Below are 17,575 nucleotides of genomic sequence, written 5' to 3' on the forward strand. Positions count from 1 at the left end.
GGCCGACCAGAGGGACAGCACGGAAAGTTCGTTCAGATCCACGATCTAAGGGTACCTCTCGGTTTTGCGGGGGACTTCTCGAGATGCCGCTCGTTTGCCGGAACGACCGGCGACCAGGGTGAAGATCGCTCGCCAGCCGAGCAGGAGAACGGCGACGGAGATCGTTGCGATAAGAACAAAAGGTACGGCGGTTCCCTGTCCGGATGCCGTGCGAAGCAGCATCCCGCCGGCGACCGTCACGATCCAGATGCCGACACCGGGCCAGAGGATGCCGAACGGGCGCTTCCATGCGCGCGTCACCAGCCAGCCGAAGCCGAGCGCGACGACGAACGGCCACCAGGTGGTCAGCAGCCCGAGAATGCTGGAGGTCGCGTTGTGGTTGCCACGCCCGACGAGAACGAACAGCAAGGTCGCCGCCAGGTCGATCCCGAGGGCGAGCACTGCCCAGGCGCGCGCAGTCATCGCTGCAGGCCGAGTGCGGTGCCGTGGCGGTAGGCGAGCGCGTCGACAGCCTCCCCTAGGCCCGGGTCCTCGCCGCGGGCGAGACCGGCATATTCGATACGGACAGTGCCATCGGCGTTGTCCGTCGCCTTGATCCAGACCCGCCGGCGCGGCACGAACAGCGACGTCAGCAGCCCACCGAGGATGAGGATCGCGAAGGTGAGCACCCAGCCCTGGGTCGGGTCCCGGTGCACATCGAACGATGCGAAGCGGGCGACTGAGCTGCTGAAGTCCGCGGTCGTGGCGTTCGCGTCTGCCGGTACCGCGGCGTCCGGATCCGCGTTCTCGAAAGTGATGGAGCCTCGGCCGCCCGGAAGCTCCTGGCTCTGCCCTGGCATGAGTTCGATCGAGTCCACACCGGTCTCTCCCCCGGTCAGCTGCGTCATGTCATCCACGTTGAGCTCGTACACCGATTTCGGCGCGCCATCGTTGATGCCGAGATCGCCCGTGTACACGTTGAGCGTAAGCACCGGGAACACGAGGTCCGGGTAGGTGGAGGTGTATGCGCCGGTCTCCAGCTCGTAAGCGGTCGGATAGAGGAACCCGATCATGCCGATCTGCTCATCGAGTCCGTCGGGGATCTTGATCACCCCGAGGGAGGTGAGGTTGCTGTCCTGCGGGAGGAACGGAACAGAGTCGGTCCAGACGACGGTGCCGTTGGGGTCACGGACGGTGACCTTCGGCGCGTATCCGTTTCCGAGGAGGTAGACGTCGGTGCCCTCGAAACGGAGCGGGTCGTTGACCTTGATCGCCCGGTCTTCGGTGTCGCCGTTCGGCAACCGTGTGGTGACGTGGGCGGTGAAGTCGATCGGCTGGCCGTAGGCGTCGAGGTTCTTCTGTTCGTACGTCACGTCGAATTTGTCCAGCGACAGCGAGTACGGCGCGAGGTCGTCGGGGTTGTAGAACCGGCCGGGGTTGAACGAGTTGTAGTCGAGGAGTGTGTTGACGAAGGTCTGCCCCTCGACGACAACCCGCTGGCCGGCGTAACCCATCCCGCCGCCGATCGCGACGGTGAACAGCATGCCGACGAGTGCGGAGTGGAAGACGAGGTTGCCCGTCTCCCGGAGGTAACCACGCTCGGCCGAAACCGACACGTCGCCGTCCCTGCCCTGGTAGAGCTCGGTCCGGTAGCCGGACTTCTTCAGCAGCGCATGCGCCGACTCGATCGCCGTACCGGCGTTGCCACCCTCGAGGGTCACCTCGGTGTGCGCGGCCAGTCGTTGGAGCCGGGCGGGGGTGCGCGGAGGACGCGACCGCATCGCCTGGAAGTGGTGTTTGGTGCGCGGAACCACACAGCCGATCAGTGAGACGAACAGCAGCAGGTAGATGCTCGAGAACCAGACCGACCCGTACACGTCGAACATCTGGATGCTGTCGAGCACCGGCGCAAGGTCGGGGTTATCGCTGAAGTACTGGATGACGCCGTTCGGGTCCGAACTGCGCTGCGGAACGAGCGACCCAGGCACGGCGGCGATCGCGAGGAGCAGCAACAACAGCAGCGCCGTGCGCATGCTCGTCAGCTGCCGCCAGATGAAGCGCAGCGTTCCGACGAAGCCGAGGTTCGTCTGGACGACGTCGGGGTTCGGACTGTCCTGCTGCGGGCGGGCTCCCGCATCGACATAATCAGATGGTCGTGACATAACCGTCGATCAACACTCCGACTCGTGACATAAGCATTCCCCAGACACCGGACACCATCAGCACGCCAATAAAGACGAGCAGGATGCCGCCGGCAACGTTGATCGCGCGGATATGCCGTTTAAGGAATGCAACGGATCCGGTGACCCAGTTCAGGCCCGCGGCAACGAGCAGGAACGGGATGCCGAGGCCGAGGCAGTAGACGAGGCCGAGGATCGCTCCGCGTCCTGTAGAACCCGAGTTCAGGCTGAGCGCCTGGATCGCGATGAGTGTGGGGCCGAGGCATGGCGCCCAACCGATCGCGAACACGAGGCCGAGGATCGGTGCGCCGGCAAGCCCCGTCGCCGGGCGGAACGACGACTTCACGGTGCGTTGCAGGAACGAGAATTGGCCGACGAACACGAGTCCCATCACGATGACGACGACGCCGAGCACGCGGGTGATGACATCCTCCCACTGCACGACGAAGGCGCCGATGGTCCCGGCGAAGGCCCCGATCAGCACGAACACGAGGCTGAAACCGAGCACGAACAGCACCGCTCCGAGCATCACCCGGGAGCGGGCGGGGGCCTGTTTGGTGCGCGGTCCGTTCGACATGCCGCTGACGTAACCGAGGTAGCCGGGCACGAGGGGAAGCACGCATGGCGACGCGAAGGAGACCAGCCCTGCGAGCAGGGCGATGGGGATAGCCGCGAACAACTGGCCGTTGATGACGATCTCACCGGGATTCATGACGGCGCTCTACTCTTCGATCGCGTCGCTGATGAGCGTGCCCAGGATGGATGCTTCTTTCAGCTGCCCGAGGATGCGGGCAGAAACCCGGCCCTCCTTGTCGAGGATGATCGTCGTCGGCACTGCCTTCGGCGGAACTGTCCCGGTGAAGGCGAGCTTCACGGCGCCGTCCTGCACGTCCATGATCGACGGGTAGGTGATGCCGTAGCTCTCGTTGAACGAGAGAGCGGTGTCGGGCTGGTCGTAGACGTTGACGCCGATGAACTGCGCTCCCTTGCCGTCGTACTCGGCGCTGAGTTCCTGGAGGTCTGGCGCTTCAGCGCGGCAGGGGGCGCACGCGGCGTACCAAAAGTTCACGACGAGGACGTCGCCGGCGAAGTCCTCGGAGGAGAGCGCTTCGCCGTATTCGGTCGTTCCAGCGAAGCTGATTGCCTCGCCGCGCTCGCCCTCCGGGATCTCGGTGACGGATCCGTCACCGGCGATGTATCCCTTATTGCTGCCCTCTTTGTACTGTTCAGCGAGCGGATCGCTGGCGCAGCCCGTGAGAAGAAGCGCGGCGGCGATGGTGATCGCGGCCACGCGCATCCGTCGGCTCATACTGCCCCCACGTCCGTGGCGCCTACGGCAAGAGCGCCGGCAGGGTCGGTGTACCCAACCTCGACGAAGACACCGTCGCGGTGTTCGAACGTCGTGATGCTCGACAGGGCGCAGCGCCGATCGCGGGGGTCATGCGGCAAACGGCCGTGGCCGAGCGCTGAGTGCACCATCCAGATCGGCAGCTGGTGGCTGACGAGGACGACGTCTCCGGACGGCGTTGTCTCCCAGGCGTCACGGACCGCGTCGAGCATGCGAGCCACGATCGACACGTACGGCTCGCCCCAGCTGGGCTTGCGCGGGTTGCGCAGCGCGACCCAGTTGGCGGGGTTCCGCAGCGCCAGGCGCATGACGGTGCCCTCGAAGTGGTTGGTGGGTTCGATGATCCGCTCGTCGGTTTCGATCTCCACGCCGAAGCGTTCGGAGATCGACACAGCGGACTCCTGCGCACGCTGCAGCGGGGATGCCACGAGGCGGGTGATCTCACGGCCCCGGTCGGCGAGGTCGTCGGCTGCTGCGGCCGCCATCTTCTCGCCCAGTTCGGAGAGCCGGTAACCCGGGAGGCGTCCATAGAGGACGCGCAAGGGGTTATGCACCTCGCCGTGTCGGACGAGATGGATCTGACTGGCTACCACACGCCCCAGTCTACGTACCGTAGAACTCGGAAAGTACCGAGAGCCCGCGCCCAGCAGATCTCGCAGGAATCCGTCAGATAAGAACGCTCGCGTAAGCTTGACCCTCGTGACCACACGCGTATTGATCAAGAACCTCGCCGACCTCCCCGAGGGTCCCGTCTCCGTCTCCGGATGGGTCGAGACCGTCCGCGACCAGAAGAAGGTGCAGTTCATCGTGCTTCGCGATGAGTCCGGGGCGGCGCAGCTGGTCAATCCGGCCGTTCGCGAACTGAACGACGAGGACGAAGCATCCGCGTCGAAGCTCGCCACCACCGAGGCGATCTCGGCTCTCGCCCACGGTTCGTTCATCACCGTGACCGGCACGCTGAAGCACGACGAGCGCGTCAAGCTCGGTGGGCTCGAGATCAAACTCGACTCGCTCACCATCGCAGGAGAGGCGCTCCCCGAGACGCCGATCGCGGCGGACTCCAGCCTCGACAAGCGCATGGACTGGCGCTTCCTCGACCTGCGCAACCCGAAGCAGAACCTCATCTTCCGCATCCAGACCACGTTCGAGCACGCGCTCCGCACCTACTGGATCGACAACGACTTCATCGAACTGCACACGCCGAAGCTCATGGCCTCGGCCAGCGAGTCACGCGCCGAGCTGTTCGAGATCGAATACTTCGACACCAAGGCATACCTCGCGCAGAGCCCGCAGTTCTTCAAACAGATGGCGCAGCCGGCCGGCTTCGGCAAGGTCTTCGAGGTCGGACCGGCGTTCCGCGCGGACCCGTCGTTCACCTCGCGTCACGCCACCGAGTTCACTTCCATCGACTCAGAGGTGAGCTGGATCGACTCGCACGAAGACGTCATGCAGCTGCATGAGGACCTCATCGTCGCCGGGTTCAGCGCCGTCAAGGAGAAGCACGGCGACGAGATCAAGGCGCTGTTCGACGTCGAGGTGACTGTTCCGTCCACCCCGTTCCCCCGCATCCCGTTGGCGGAAGCCAAGCGCATCGTCGCTGAGCGCGGCTATGAGGTTCCCCGCGCGGATGACGACATGGACCCGGAGGGCGAGCGCCAGATCTCCGCATATGTCGCCGAGACGTTCGGCCACGAGTTCGTCTTCCTGACCGACTACGCGTCGAGCATCCGGCCGTTCTACCACATGCGCCACGACGACGACGCGTCGGTCACCAGGAGCTACGACCTCATCTTCAATGGCGTCGAGATCTCCACCGGTGCCCAGCGTGAACACCGCGTCGACGTGCTCATCGAACAGGCGAAGGAGAAGGGCCTCGACCCCGAGGAACTCGACTTCTACCTCGACTTCTTCCGCTACGGCGTACCGCCGCACGGCGGCTTCGGCATGGGCCTGGCCCGGGTGCTGATGCTCATGCTGCACGAGACGTCGATCCGCGAGGTCACCTACCTCTTCCGCGGCCCGACTCGCCTACTGCCGTAGAGCGCCCAGCCTCGGTGATCGAGTAGGCCGCTCGCGGCCGTATCGAGATCCGCCTCGCAAAAAACACCCGCTCCGGTCCGATTCACCCGTCATAACGGATGGTTCGGACCGGAGCGGGTGTTTTCGTTGGCCGGAACCCGGTTAGAGTTCGATGTCGACGGCGACGCGGTCCTCGCGCACCTCGCCGATGTACTTGCCGACCCGCTGGTGTTCGGGGTGCACCGAGTAGCGCTCGAGCGCCTCGGCGTCGTCGAAGTCGGCGATGAGCACGACATCCCAGTTGACTTCGGGGAACAACACGTTCTCGCCGACCTGGAGCGACAGGATCTCGGGGATCAGCGCGGGCAGTTCGTTCATCTGCCGGGCGATCTCGGCCGCGTGTTCGGATTTTGTGACGGCATCCGTCGCAGCGAGTTTCCAGCAGACGATGTGGCGGATCATGTGAGCTCCAGGAGTGCGGTGGCCAGGCGGACCGGGTCGATCCGCCAGTAGTTGTGGACCCGTCCATTGATCAGCAGGACGGGGATCTCTTCGGCGTACTTCGCGTTCAGCGCCGCGTCGTCGAGGATCGAGACCTCGTCGAGGGTGAGGGCTGGGGCATCCGGTCGCGACTGAAGCTCATCCATCACCCGGGTGACGACAGCGCGCGCGTCATCGCAGAGATGACAGCCCGGTTTGCCGATGAGGGTGAGGGATGCCGTTTCCACCGTCCCAGCCTAACTACTCGAAGTGGGCGACGATCGCGTCGAGCACACGGTGCCAGTGCCCGACCATCATGTGGCGCTCCTCGCGGTCGGCGAGCTCTTCGTGGTGGATGCCGACGGTCGTTCCCTCTCCCGCTTTCGTCAGGGTGAGTTCCAGGGTGGTGTCATGCGGCCAGTCCTCGGGCTGCCAGGTCAGGCGAACCTGCTTTTTCTCGGTGTACCCACGGATCGTTCCCCGCACGCCGTCCTCAGTACGGTAGCGGACGCCCTTCTTCGATGGCAGCTCGGTGATCTCGCCGAGCCACAGGGGCAGGCCCGCGCCGAGAAGGTAGGTCCAGACATCCGTGACGGGCGCTGTGACGGTCTTGCGAACTCCGACGTCCCAGCCCGCATCCGTTTTCGGATCGGTGGTCTTCTTCGATTCGCTCATATACCCGAGCTTAATGCTTACAATTCTCGAACGAGACCGATGGCGCTGGAGGCACAATGACCCTGTCGCACGTGAATCCGTCGACCATGCATCAGAACCCCTACTTCTCACAGGCGACCCTCGTCGACGGCGGCCGGCTCCTGTTCATCGGGGAGCAGAACGGGGTGGATGCCTCGGGCGAGATCGTCGCGGGAGGGGCGGTCGCGCAGGCGGTCCAGGCCGTCGAGCAGGTGAAAGCGATCCTGGCGGAGGTCGGCGCTGACACGTCGGCGGTCGCCAAGCTGACCGTCTACTTCTCCAGGGACGTGGAGGTGAACGACATCATCGGGCCCGCGATGCAGAGCTGGGGAGCGAACCCCACCGCGATCACCGTGCTGCAGATCCATGCGCTCGGCCGCGCCGGTGCTCTTGTGGGCATCGAGGCCGTGGTCAGCCTCCCGCCGCTCGATGTCGCCGCTGACCACACCCTGCCGAGCTCGGTGGTCGGATAGCGCGTCACCAGCGGTAGAACGTCACGGCGCCCCACTCGTCGACACCTGTGCATCCCCAAAAACCACCCCGTCGGTGCCCTCGCGCACCAGCCCGGCAATTGCGATGGCCGTGTCGCGTGTCCACACGCTTACGCGGGCAGGTCCTTCACGCTCGAAGGGGCCAGGCCGTGGTTGAGAAGGTCGGTATAGAGACGGAGGTGGTCTTCGACCATCCGCTTCGCGCTGAACCGCGCCTCGACGTCTGCCCGGCAGGCCGCGCGGTCGATCCGGTCCGCCTCCGGAAGCAGCCCCGGGAGTTCGTCGGCCAAGCCGAGGTAGCCGTTGAGGTTTGGCCGCACGATCTCGGGCACCGAGCCTAGAGGCGTTGCGACGACCGGCGTTCCCGCGGCAAGGGACTCGACCATGGCGAGCCCGAAGGGCTCCGACCACTCAATGGGATTCAGAAGCGCGAACGCGTCTCCCAGGAACTCATATTTCTCGGCGTCTGACACCTCCCCGATATAAACGTGCTCGCGCGTCAACAGGGGTCGAACCTCGGCGTCGAAATAGGCGCGTTCCGCCGGTTCGCGCATCTTGGCCGCGATCTGCAGAGGAACACCGGCCTCGCGGGCGATCCGGAGTGCCTGCGCTACGCCTTTCTCGGGGGTCATGCGGCCAAGAAAGGCCGCGAACCCGCCGGTGCCGGCCCCGACCGGGATGCGTTCGAGGTCTATTCCGTGGTGGATCACGCGGGCGATCGAACAGCCGAAAGCGTAACTCGCCTGATTGCGTGAGACGGCCACAAGTGACGCGTCAGCGGCCATGGCCCTGAAGATCGGCAACGTGTCCCTAATGAAGGGTCCGTGATTGGTTACCACGACGGGCACGGCTTCCGGGCGGCCGAGATAGAGCGGCCCCGCCAGCGTGTGATCGTGAATGACGTCGACGTCATGCAAGGCTTCGTAGGCTGTCACCGCGTGGGTGAGCGCCGAGATCATCTCGTTCAGTGAGCCATAGTCGGAGACCCTCATGCCCGGCGCGTGCGGCACAGGACATGTGCTGTCAGACGCTGCCGCCAGCAGCACGTCGTGCCCCGCGTCTTGCAGACCCCGCGCGAGCAGGTCGACCACCATCTCCGTCCCGCCATACGCGGGCGGCGGAACCGGTATCCACGGCGGAGCGATGAGCCCTACGTACATCACGTACCCCTTCCTCGCGACGAGCGCACAGCCTTCCGACTGTGTCCTTCGCTGGGGTCTCTCGGTCCTGCCTGACGCTCCTGCTGCTAGTCAATCCTGTCGATCGGATCGGTGTTCAGGGGCTAGGCAAGTCCGTAGCATCGAGTGTAACCTCCGTGAGTTACCGGCGCCAGAGGGCTGCCGTTCGATCCCGGGAACGCCAAAAAGCGCCAGTCCACAAGGCCTGACGCTTAACTGGTGCGTTGCGACTTACTTCTTGTTGCGACGCTGGTGACGAGTCTTACGAAGCAACTTGCGGTGCTTCTTCTTCGCCATACGCTTGCGGCGCTTCTTGATTACAGAACCCACTAATTACCTCACAAAGGTTGGCCGTGGCCGCGGATGCCACGGCCGGCAGAAAAAAATGCCTCGGAACAGTCTAGCTGATCCCCAGCGACGCAAGCTCCCACGCCGTTCTCATGCGGTGTCAGCGACATGCGTCGCGACGACGTGGGCGACCGCGGACTCAGGAACGCGAAACGACCGCCCGAAACGGATGGCCGGCAACTCGCCTGCGTGAACCATGCGATAGACCGTCATCTTCGACACCCGCATCATGTCGGCAACTTCGGCAACGGTCAGAAAACGAACGTCTTCCAATCCGTTGACCATGGTGTCTCCTGACGGGCGTGCATCTGATGATGGCTCAATCGTGGCCCACTCTAGCCCCCACGAGCTCCCGATGTCGAGGCTCGGTCTACTTGCCCAGTTTCTTGCTCACGGCCTGGACGGCTGTGGAAACGCGGTGGGTGGTGTCTGCGACCGCGTGCCCGATGGCATCCGCCATCTGCTTCGCCTGGCCGGTCAGGGCGTGCTCTCCGAGCCCGACGGCCTCGGCGATGTCGAAGTCGACACTGAGAAAGGGGATGAGCCAGTCTTCGACGGTTTCCAGGGGGCTGTACTCGAGGCGGTAGTAGCGGTGCTGCCCTTCTTCGCGCACGACGACGAGGCCCGCCTCACGCAAAACCTTGAGGTGCTTCGACACCGTCGGCTGGCTGAGGCCGAGTGCGGTGACGATTTCGGAGACGCTCGTCCCGCCGTGCGAGATGGTCGAATCGCTCTCGTATCGGTCGAGGAGGATCTGCAGAATGTCACGCCGAGTGGCGTCTGCAATCACGTCAAAAATGTCAGCCATGCCCCAAGGCTAGTGACTCTCAGCACGGAGTACCATGACAACGGTCCCAACCAAGCCAAGAACGGGGGAACCGTGGCAGGCAACATCACCGACGCACGGCCCCACATCCTCGTCCGCTCCGGATTGGGCCGGGTGCGGGAGCTGATCGACAACTTCACCGGCGAGTCTCCGTCGCGCTTCGCGATCCTGATCTTCTCAGCGCTGATCCTCGTCTTCACCCTGTTGTTCTCACTCCCGATCGCGTCATCCTCCCGAACCTGGACCCCGTTGGCGGACTCCTTCTTCACCGCCGTTTCCGTCATCTGTGTCACCGGCCTTTCGACCGTCGACATGGCGACGCACTGGTCGGTCGTCGGGCACATCCTCGTCTACGTCGGCGTGCAGATCGGTGCTGTCGGCGTCCTGACCCTGGCATCGATCCTCGGAATGGTGATCTCGCGGCGCCTTGGCCTGCGGGCGAAGCTCATGGCGGCGAGCGACTCCAACCCGATGCGCGGGCACCGCGGCCCCGTCGCTGAGGGCCAGGCCGTGCGGCTCGGCGAAATCGGCAGCATGCTGGCCACGGTGGCGCTGAGCCTTGTCGTCATCGAAGCGGCTATCGCGATCCTGTTGTTTCCCCGAATGCTCATCGACGGCATCCCGCTTGGCAATGCCGTCTGGCACAGCCTGTATTACTCGGCGATGGCGTTCACCAATACCGGGTTCACGCCGAACGCCGAAGGGCTGGGCACGTTCGCGAACGACTACTGGTTCCTGTCCATCCTCATGCTCGGTGTCTTCCTCGGCGCCCTCGGCTTCCCCGTCATCTATGCGCTCAAGCGCCACATGTTCCACACGCGGTTCTGGTCGCTGCACGTCAAGCTCACCGTTCTCACCACGCTCGTCCTGCTGGTCCTCGGTGCAGGCGTCTTCGCCCTTCTCGAGTTCGATAATCCGAGGACGTTCGGGAATCTCAACGCCAGCGACACGGTCTTCCAGTCGTTCTTCCTATCGATGATGACAAGGTCGGGCGGTTTTGCGTCGATCGAGATCTCCGATCTGAACGGCTCAAGCCTGCTCGTCGCTGACATGCTCATGTTCATCGGCGGCGGCTCAGCGTCAACCGGTGGTGGCATCAAAGTGACGACGCTCGCAGTCATCTTCCTCGCCGCCATGGCCGAGGCCAAGGGCAGCCCAGACATGGAAGCCTTCGGGCGCCGCGTTCCACCCGACGTGCTGAGGGTCGCCCTGAGCGTCGTGCTGTGGGGCGCAACCATCGTCGCCCTCTCGTGCATCACGCTCCTGCAGATGACGAAAGCGCCTCTTGACCACGTGCTCTTCGACGTAATTTCGGCGTTCGGCACGGTCGGGCTGTCCACCGGCCTCACCGGTGACCTCGAGAACCCGGCGAAGTATGTGTTGGCCATGACAATGTTCCTCGGCCGAGTTGGTACAGTGACACTCGCCGCGGCGGTCGCCGCGACCACGAGCTCCAAGCTCTACCGCAGACCCGAAGAAAGGCCCATTGTTGGTTGACCGGATCAAGCACGATGCCCCCGTCCTCATCATCGGGCTCGGTCGCTTCGGAGCAGCGTGCGCCGGCGAACTCGACCGGCTCGACCGTGAGGTTCTCGCGATCGACGAGGGCGCCGAACTCGTGCAGAAGTGGTCGGAGCGGATCACGCACACCGTCCAGGCCGACGCCCGCAATATCGAGGCGCTCAAGCAGGTAGGCGCGCAGGACTTCTCGATCGCCGTTGTCGCCGTCGGATCGTCGATCGAGGCGAGCGTGCTCATCACCGCGAACCTCGTCGACCTGAAGATTCCGCAGATCTGGGCCAAGGCCGTTTCGCAGTCCCACGGCAAGATCCTCGCCCGGGTCGGCGCCAACCACGTCATCTACCCGGAGGCTGAGGCGGGAGAACGCGTCGCCCACCTGGTGAGCGGGCGGATGCTCGACTTCATTCAGTTCGACGACGACTTCGCCCTCGTGAAGATGTACCCGCCGAAACCGATCCGCGGCCTCCCCCTCGGCAAGAGCGGCGTCCGTTCCAAGTACCGGATCACGGTCGTCGGTGTGAAGTCGCCTGGTAAGCCGTTCACCTACGCCACAGCGGAGACCATCGTCACCGACCACGACCTCATCATCGTGTCAGGCACGACGGGCGACATCGAGAAGTTCGCCGCCCTCACGAGCTAGCGGCGGATGCCTCCCCGCGCCTGTTCACTCGTTCCGGACGAAAGCATCCGGCGCGCCGGGTGAAGCCGACCGAAGCGGGTGAAATCAGTTCAGCGCGGAGACGAACCACGACGTGATGGTCGTCGGATGCGTGATCGCCGTGCCGACGACGACGGCGAACGCCCCCGCGTCTGCGGCCATCCGGGCCTGCTCCGGGGTGTGGATCCGACCCTCAGCGACGACCGGCAGGTCCAGACTCGCGACCAGCTGGGCGAGCAGCTCGAGGTCGGGCCCTTCCGTCTTCTCCCGCTCGGGCGTGTAACCGGCCAGGGTGGTTCCGATGATGTCCGCACCAGCGTCGGCTGCAGCGACGCCGTCGTCGAAGCTACCCACGTCGGCCATCACGAGGGCGTCGGTACGCGAATGGATGGCGTCGATGGTCTGCTGCAGGGTGAGCCCGTCCGGCCGGGATCGGCGAGTTCCGTCGATGGCGACGATCTCCGACCCGGCCGCGACCACGGCGATGGCGTCGTCGAGGGTAGGCGTGATGAAGACTCCACCGGACCCGACCTTCACGAGGCCGATCTGGGGCACGCCAACCGACTGATGAATCAACCGGATGTCATCCAGCCCCTGCGCGCGAATCGCGGCGGCTCCGCCGGCGACGGCAGCCTGCGCCATCAGCGACATCGCCCTGGAATCGCGGAGCGGCTCGCCTGGATATGCCTGGCACGAGACGATCAGCCGGCCCCTGAGGGCCTCCAGAAAGGCAGGATGGGTCATTTGTCGCCGCTCTCTCGCGTTACCGCCATCTGGAAGCTGTACCGATCCCCGCGGTAGATGGTCCGCGCGTATTCGATGGGAAGGCCACGTCGGTCGGTTGCGATCCGGTCGATCTCGAGGGCGGCAGAGCCCGCGGGGACACCGAGCAGGGTGCTGGATTCCGCGTCAAGGATCGCAGCCTGGATCTCCTGCTCCGCACGGTAGATCTCGTACCCGCGCTCGCTGAGCTGGACATACAGGGAGACTCGAGCATCGAAATCCTCGATCGGCAGGACGTCGCCGGGAAGGTACACCGTCTCGATCGCCATTGGGTTGCCGTCTGCGAGACGTAACCGGCGGATCCTGGTGCATTCCGCGCCGGGGCTGAGCCGTAACCGACTCGCCGTCTTCGAAGAGGCGTCGGTGCGGGAAATCTCGAGCACACGGGACGAGGGAACGTGCCCCCTGCTCACCATGTCTTCGGTGAAGGATGTCAGCTTCGGTGCTTTCGCGAACAGATTAGGCGATCCGACGTAGGTGCCCGAACCGTGGACGTTGTAGAGCAGCCCTTCATCGGCCAGGCGCGCGATAGCGGCACGAACCGTCATTCGGCTCACTCCATGGATTTCCATCAGTTCGCGCTCAGAAGGGAGGGCATCGTTCGGTTGCAATGAATCGGTGATCATGGCCCGGATGCCGGCCGCGACGATCTCATATTTGTGTCGGCGGGCGCTGTCGACGGTCATCCCTTCACAGCTCCTGCCGAGAGTCCACTGACCAGGTAACGCTGGGCGAAAACCGCGAAAAGAAGCGGTGGAAGGGTAGACAGGAACGAGGCCGCCGAGATGTCGCCCCAGCGAATCCCCGTGCTCGTAACGAAGTTGCTTGCCCCGAGCGTCACGGGCGTGGCATTCGAGGATGAGAGCACGAGGGCGAACAGGTAGTCGTTCCACGAGAAGATGAAAACAAGCACCGCTACAGCGACGACCGTGGAGGCAAGCATCGGCAACACGATCGAGTACAAAGTTCTGAAGATGCCCGCACCGTCGACCGACCCGGCCTCTTCGACTTCCGTCGGAATGTCACGGAGCCCGGCGGCGAGCAGGATGATCGCGAGCGGCAGGTTGAGGAAGGTGTTCGCGAGGATCAGCCCGGGAATCGAGTCCTGCAGCCCGAGGTTGGAGAACAGGATGAAGAAGGGAACGACGAAGAAAATCGCCGGGAGGAGACGTAAGCCTGACGCTGAATCGATGATCCATCGACCGCCGAAACCGAGCCGCACGATGGCGTAGGTGGCGGGAACGGCGATCACAAGGACCAAGATTACGGTGCCGATCGCGATCGCCGCCGAGTTCACGAAGAACTTCGGGAAGTCGTAGCCGGAAGCGTAGAGGACGTTCGCGTAGTGGTCGAGCGTCGCATTTTGGGGCAACCCGATCGGGTTACGCGCGATCTCACCATCCGGTTTCATGCTGACCAGAATCGCGTTCAGCAGCGGAATGTTGATCGCGATGGCAATCGCGCCGATCAAGAGTGTGAAGAGCCACCGACTGGGTCGACGGTCGCGGCTGCGCCGAACGGATGCGAGCGCGTCGTGGTGCGTATCAGGTTCGGTGATGGTGGTCATATCACTTGCCCTCCATTCCGGTAGACGCGATTCGTTTGACGATGAACGGCACGAAGGGCAGCAGGCAGATGAGAACGACCAGCGAGGCGGCTGCTGCCTTGCCAAAATCACCCTGCTCGAAGGCGACCTTATAGATGTAGATGCTCAAGGTTGTCGTAGTGGTACCCGGCCCACCAGCTGTGAGGACGTAGATGACGTCGAACGTCCTGATGGCGTCGATGGCTCGAAGGAAGAACGCAGCGAACAGTACGGGCTTGAGCACAGGAAGCACGATGTGCCAGAGCTGGCGGAAGAAATGTGCACCGTCCACCGACGAGGCCTCGAGCAGCTCCCGGGGGAAGGATTGCAGGCCAGCGTAGATGATGAGGAACGTGAACGGCGTCCATTGAAGGATGTCGAGGACGACGAGCAGAGGGATCACGGATGACGGCGAGAAGAGCGAGACGCTGAGACCAACGCTCTGGAGGAGGGCGGGTATCGCGCCGATGTCCTCATTGAGGAGCAGCCGGAACATGATCCCGAGCAGTGCGGGAGCGATCATGATCGGTAGCAGCGTAAGGGTGAAGAAGAGCTTCTTGCCCGGGAATTTGCGATCGAAGAGCAGCGCCAGACCGAAGCCCAGAACCATCTCGCAGGCAACGACGACGGCGGCGAAGAGCGCCGTGAACCCCGCCGCATTGAGGAACGCTGGCTTGGCGAAGATGCTGACGAAGTTGTCGACGCCGTTGAAGGCTTCGGTCGGATCGAGAAGCGACTTCGATGTGAAGGCCGTCGCGATGCCGGATGCCAACGGGTAAGCGACGAACACAAGAGCGAAGACGACGAGCGGAACGCTGAGCAGCAAGGCCGCCGCGTTCTTCTTCCGGTGAGCAAGGGTCTGGGCCATCTGGCTTCCCAATCGGTGTGGTTCAGAGCTTGAGGGAGGGGCCCGCCGAAGCGGCGGGCCCCTCTGTCGGGGGAATACGCTCCGGCTAGTCGAGAAGCTCCTGAAGCGACTCGTTGGCGTTCTTCACGGCTTCGTCGACCGGCGTCTGACCCACCCACGCGCCGCTCAGGGCCTCGGCGATCGCGCTGTACGCCTGGAACGTCTTCGGGAACACCGGCTCGGAGTATCCGTAATCGCTGATCGACTCCGATACCTTGCCGAATGCCGGGTTGAGCGACTCGTTGGCCGAGAGGACGTCGGGCATCGCCGGGATGCCCCCGGCTTCCGCGTACGCCGTCATCGCGTCTGTGGTGGCGAGGTAGCTCAGGAGCGTCTTCGCGGCAGCCTTGTTCTTGCTGTACTTATTCAGCGAAACCGACAGCGCGTGGACGTGGGTCTGGCCGCCCGGCACGGGGGCGATGGCGATCTTGCCGGCGACATCCGGCGACTGTTCCGGGTCGTTCAGCGCTGCGAATGCCGCAGACCACTGCATGGCAAATGCGACGTTGCCCGACTGGAGCGCAGCCTGGGTCTCAGGGAATTCGGCCTGGGCACTGTCCGGGGACGTCCACTTGTTTGTGTAGATGTCTGCGTAGAGCTGCACGGCCTTCTTACCTTCCTCGCTGTCGAGCGTCGCTGTGCCGTCTTCGGCCCAGTTTCCGCCGTAGCCCCACAGCACATCGTTCCAGATCATCGTGTTGTAGAGGAGGTTCTTGGCCTGCAGGATCGTGCCGTACTGGGTGGGTGAGTCCGGGTTGGTCGAGGTGGAGAAGTATGCGGACATCGCCTTGAAATCGTCGAGATCCCACTCCTGAGGATCTGCCGGTTCACGCTCCTCACCGAGCACATCGGCGCTGATGGCCTTGTATTCCTCGACCGCGGCTGGGTCGTTCAGCAGCCCGTCGATCAGGTCCTGGCGGTACAGGAGAAAGTGGTTGCTGACGTCGAGCGGCAACGCGTACAGCTTGTCGTTGTAGGTGAGCCCTTCGGTCGCGACAGGAAAGTAGTTCGATGTGTCGATGTCATCGAGTGGCTCCAACGACGGCGAGAACTGGCCGACGTTGTAGGAGGCGGTCCAGTAGATATCGACTTCGCTGGACTTAGAGGACATCAACGCCGTCTCCTTCGAGAAGGTGTCCTGTCGCGACAGGAGGACGAGATCAACGGTGATGTCGTCTTCCTTGCCCTGCCCTGCGTTGTATGCGTCGACAACCTTCTTCATGGCGTCGCCCTCGGGGCCGGGCCAGGCGACCATCTTGACTGTCCCTGTCCCGTCACCGTCGTCGCCGTTGCTTCCTCCGCCGGCGCATCCCGCCAGCATGGTTGCCGACACAAGGAGCGCCCCGATGGCGCCGATTTTCTTGCTGAGCATAAGTATCTCCAAAATTGGTATAGACCAGTTGTGGAGGTCACGCTAACAAAGGTCGGTAAAGGGTGTCAATGATTGATTTTTCGAGGATGCAAGAGCAGACTGTTACGGACCAGTAGCCCTCGACTGGATGAGGCGCGGCACCGTCGACGGCGCGGTTACCCCTGGATCGCGGTTAATACCGTCCCGCACGCGGTGGGCGCACCGGGTCGGCGTCAGGCGCCCGCCGCGAGTTGCTTCGCGCGCGCGAGCGCAGCATCCGTCGCCTCGTCGAAGGTGCGCTTCAGGTTCGCCTGCTGCAGCACCGCAACGGCCCGCTCCGTGGTCCCTTTCGGGCTGGTGACCTGGATACGCAGCTGCTCGGGCGTCTGATCGGACTGGGCGAGCAACTCGGAGGCACCTTGGAACGTTCCGTTCACGAGGACGGCGGCCTGCTCAGCAGTGAATCCCTTGGAGATCGCGGTCTTCGTCAGCTCCTCTATCAGCAGGAAGACGTAGGCGGGGCCCGAACCCGAGATTGTGCTCAGAGCGTCGAGCTGGCTTTCGGGCACCTCGACGACGGTACCGACTGTTTCGAAGACGGTGCGGGCGAGTGCAAGGTCTTCGTCGCTCGAGCGTGTGCCCGCTGACAGCCCGGTGACCCCTCGGCCGACCAGGGCCGGCGTGTTGGGCATCGACCGCAGCACAGGGATGGTGTCGGGCAGGAGCGACTCAAACGTGTCGACCGTCACGCCGGCGGCGACGCTGATGACGATCGTGCCGGGGGCGAGGGCGCCGGCGATCTCGCGCAGCAGGTCAGGCACCATCGCGGGTTTCACCGCGACGAGGACGATCCGGGCACCCTCGACGGCGGTGCGGTTCGCGTCTGGCATGTCCTCAAGGGCGAGGGATGTGACGCCGGGTAGTTTCGCGAGTTCGGTCGCCTTGGCGCGAGTCCGGTTGGTGACGCGGATGCCTCCGGTGATTTTCACTCCCGGCTGCAACAGGCCGGAGAGGATCGCGGACCCCATCGAGCCAGTACCGAGAATCGCAATGGTGGGGATCGTTTCGTCGTCGCTCACCTTGCCAGTGTATGGGGAGGGCGGTTGCTGGCCAGGGGCTCCAGTCGCGCGAACTGCTCCGAAACCCGCCGCCGAGGTACGTTTGCGCGACCGGAACCCACAGTCGACAGCAGCCGTCCGCACATGGCACGGTAGGGTGCACAGCTCAG

Annotated in this window: 22 protein-coding genes; 4 read left to right on the plus strand and 18 right to left on the minus strand. The window is 64.0% G+C overall.

Translation table 11 applies throughout. From position 1 onward, the window contains the following. Nucleotides 1-45 precede the first annotated feature (45 nt). The 5 genes from BM197_RS01650 to BM197_RS01670 are packed head-to-tail and all read right to left on the minus strand — an operon-like array spanning nt 46 to nt 4,100. Nucleotides 46-462: a DUF3054 domain-containing protein gene (locus BM197_RS01650; RefSeq protein WP_090708226.1), complete on the minus strand. Its 417-nt coding sequence runs from the start codon at nt 460-462 to the stop codon at nt 46-48. Beyond that, nucleotides 459-2,141, minus strand: a complete 1,683-nt coding sequence (gene resB, locus BM197_RS01655; RefSeq protein WP_090708227.1) for a cytochrome c biogenesis protein ResB — start codon at nt 2,139-2,141, stop codon at nt 459-461. Before resB ends, BM197_RS01650 begins: the two co-directional genes overlap by 4 nt. Next, on the minus strand, nt 2,125-2,871 hold the full coding sequence (locus tag BM197_RS01660) for a cytochrome c biogenesis CcdA family protein (RefSeq protein WP_090708228.1): 747 nt from the start codon (nt 2,869-2,871) through the stop codon (nt 2,125-2,127). The genes resB and BM197_RS01660 overlap by 17 nt, the downstream gene beginning before the upstream one ends. Nucleotides 2,872-2,880: 9 nt before the next feature. Beyond that, nucleotides 2,881-3,456, minus strand: a complete 576-nt coding sequence (locus tag BM197_RS01665) for a TlpA family protein disulfide reductase (protein WP_245762360.1) — start codon at nt 3,454-3,456, stop codon at nt 2,881-2,883. Nucleotides 3,457-3,464: 8 nt separating this feature from the next. After that, nucleotides 3,465-4,100 carry a histidine phosphatase family protein gene (locus BM197_RS01670; RefSeq protein ID WP_090708230.1) on the minus strand — a complete coding sequence of 212 codons (636 nt, stop codon included), beginning with the start codon at nt 4,098-4,100 and terminating at the stop codon, nt 3,465-3,467. 121 nt (nt 4,101-4,221) lie between these two features. Between BM197_RS01670 and aspS the strand changes: the two genes are divergently transcribed. Then, nucleotides 4,222-5,547, plus strand: a complete 1,326-nt coding sequence (gene aspS, locus BM197_RS01675) for an aspartate--tRNA(Asn) ligase (protein WP_425435670.1) — start codon at nt 4,222-4,224, stop codon at nt 5,545-5,547. Between the two features lie 141 nt (nt 5,548-5,688). Here aspS and BM197_RS01680 read toward each other — a convergent pair whose 3' ends face one another. The 3 genes from BM197_RS01680 to BM197_RS01690 are packed head-to-tail and all read right to left on the minus strand — an operon-like array spanning nt 5,689 to nt 6,681. Then, entirely contained in the window at nt 5,689-5,988 is a 300-nt protein-coding gene (locus BM197_RS01680; RefSeq protein WP_090708235.1) for a Dabb family protein, read from the minus strand. After that, nucleotides 5,985-6,254, minus strand: a complete 270-nt coding sequence (locus BM197_RS01685; protein WP_090708236.1) for a glutaredoxin family protein — start codon at nt 6,252-6,254, stop codon at nt 5,985-5,987. The genes BM197_RS01680 and BM197_RS01685 overlap by 4 nt, the downstream gene beginning before the upstream one ends. A 13-nt stretch (nt 6,255-6,267) precedes the next feature. Next, nucleotides 6,268-6,681, minus strand: coding sequence for an SRPBCC domain-containing protein (locus BM197_RS01690; RefSeq protein ID WP_090708237.1), 414 nt, complete (start codon nt 6,679-6,681; stop codon nt 6,268-6,270). A 56-nt stretch (nt 6,682-6,737) separates the two neighbouring features. Between BM197_RS01690 and BM197_RS01695 the strand changes: the two genes are divergently transcribed. Next, nucleotides 6,738-7,172 (plus strand): RidA family protein, encoded by a 435-nt coding sequence (locus BM197_RS01695; protein WP_090708239.1) that lies wholly within the window; start codon nt 6,738-6,740, stop codon nt 7,170-7,172. Between the two features lie 128 nt (nt 7,173-7,300). Here BM197_RS01695 and BM197_RS01700 read toward each other — a convergent pair whose 3' ends face one another. The 4 genes from BM197_RS01700 to BM197_RS01715 all read right to left on the minus strand — a co-directional run bounded on the left by BM197_RS01700 (nt 7,301) and on the right by BM197_RS01715 (nt 9,524). After that, nucleotides 7,301-8,350, minus strand: coding sequence for a glycosyltransferase (locus BM197_RS01700; RefSeq protein WP_090708241.1), 1,050 nt, complete (start codon nt 8,348-8,350; stop codon nt 7,301-7,303). A gap of 249 nt (nt 8,351-8,599) precedes the next feature. Beyond that, nucleotides 8,600-8,698: a 30S ribosomal protein bS22 gene (locus BM197_RS01705; RefSeq protein ID WP_003792170.1), complete on the minus strand. Its 99-nt coding sequence runs from the start codon at nt 8,696-8,698 to the stop codon at nt 8,600-8,602. Nucleotides 8,699-8,806: 108 nt separating this feature from the next. Next, nucleotides 8,807-9,001 (minus strand): helix-turn-helix domain-containing protein, encoded by a 195-nt coding sequence (locus BM197_RS01710; protein ID WP_090708242.1) that lies wholly within the window; start codon nt 8,999-9,001, stop codon nt 8,807-8,809. An 85-nt stretch (nt 9,002-9,086) separates the two neighbouring features. Next, entirely contained in the window at nt 9,087-9,524 is a 438-nt protein-coding gene (locus BM197_RS01715; protein WP_090708243.1) for an ArsR/SmtB family transcription factor, read from the minus strand. 123 nt (nt 9,525-9,647) lie between these two features. Here BM197_RS01715 and BM197_RS01720 point away from each other — a divergent pair, with 123 nt between their 5' ends. Both BM197_RS01720 and BM197_RS01725 read left to right on the plus strand, forming a co-directional pair. Beyond that, complete coding sequence (locus tag BM197_RS01720) at nt 9,648-11,039, plus strand: TrkH family potassium uptake protein (RefSeq protein WP_090708932.1); 1,392 nt, start codon at nt 9,648-9,650, stop codon at nt 11,037-11,039. Next, nucleotides 11,032-11,703, plus strand: coding sequence for a potassium channel family protein (locus BM197_RS01725; RefSeq protein WP_090708244.1), 672 nt, complete (start codon nt 11,032-11,034; stop codon nt 11,701-11,703). The genes BM197_RS01720 and BM197_RS01725 overlap by 8 nt, the downstream gene beginning before the upstream one ends. A gap of 84 nt (nt 11,704-11,787) precedes the next feature. Here the strand turns inward: BM197_RS01725 and BM197_RS01730 are convergent, their stop codons facing one another. The 6 genes from BM197_RS01730 to proC form a co-directional block, all read right to left on the minus strand. Beyond that, nucleotides 11,788-12,465 carry an N-acetylmannosamine-6-phosphate 2-epimerase gene (locus BM197_RS01730; protein WP_090708245.1) on the minus strand — a complete coding sequence of 226 codons (678 nt, stop codon included), beginning with the start codon at nt 12,463-12,465 and terminating at the stop codon, nt 11,788-11,790. After that, nucleotides 12,462-13,190 carry a GntR family transcriptional regulator gene (locus tag BM197_RS01735; RefSeq protein ID WP_090708246.1) on the minus strand — a complete coding sequence of 243 codons (729 nt, stop codon included), beginning with the start codon at nt 13,188-13,190 and terminating at the stop codon, nt 12,462-12,464. Before BM197_RS01735 ends, BM197_RS01730 begins: the two co-directional genes overlap by 4 nt. Then, nucleotides 13,187-14,071 (minus strand): carbohydrate ABC transporter permease, encoded by an 885-nt coding sequence (locus tag BM197_RS01740; protein ID WP_090708247.1) that lies wholly within the window; start codon nt 14,069-14,071, stop codon nt 13,187-13,189. Before BM197_RS01740 ends, BM197_RS01735 begins: the two co-directional genes overlap by 4 nt. A gap of 1 nt (nt 14,072) precedes the next feature. Further along, complete coding sequence (locus BM197_RS01745) at nt 14,073-14,957, minus strand: carbohydrate ABC transporter permease (RefSeq protein ID WP_090708248.1); 885 nt, start codon at nt 14,955-14,957, stop codon at nt 14,073-14,075. Nucleotides 14,958-15,042: 85 nt separating this feature from the next. Further along, entirely contained in the window at nt 15,043-16,368 is a 1,326-nt protein-coding gene (locus BM197_RS01750) for an ABC transporter substrate-binding protein (RefSeq protein WP_090708250.1), read from the minus strand. A gap of 212 nt (nt 16,369-16,580) precedes the next feature. Next, nucleotides 16,581-17,426: a pyrroline-5-carboxylate reductase gene (proC, locus tag BM197_RS01755; RefSeq protein ID WP_281247381.1), complete on the minus strand. Its 846-nt coding sequence runs from the start codon at nt 17,424-17,426 to the stop codon at nt 16,581-16,583. Nucleotides 17,427-17,575: the final 149 nt, after the last annotated feature.

The sequence above is a fragment of the Mycetocola miduiensis genome, from assembly GCF_900115155.1.
GTDB lineage: Bacteria > Actinomycetota > Actinomycetes > Actinomycetales > Microbacteriaceae > Mycetocola_A > Mycetocola_A miduiensis.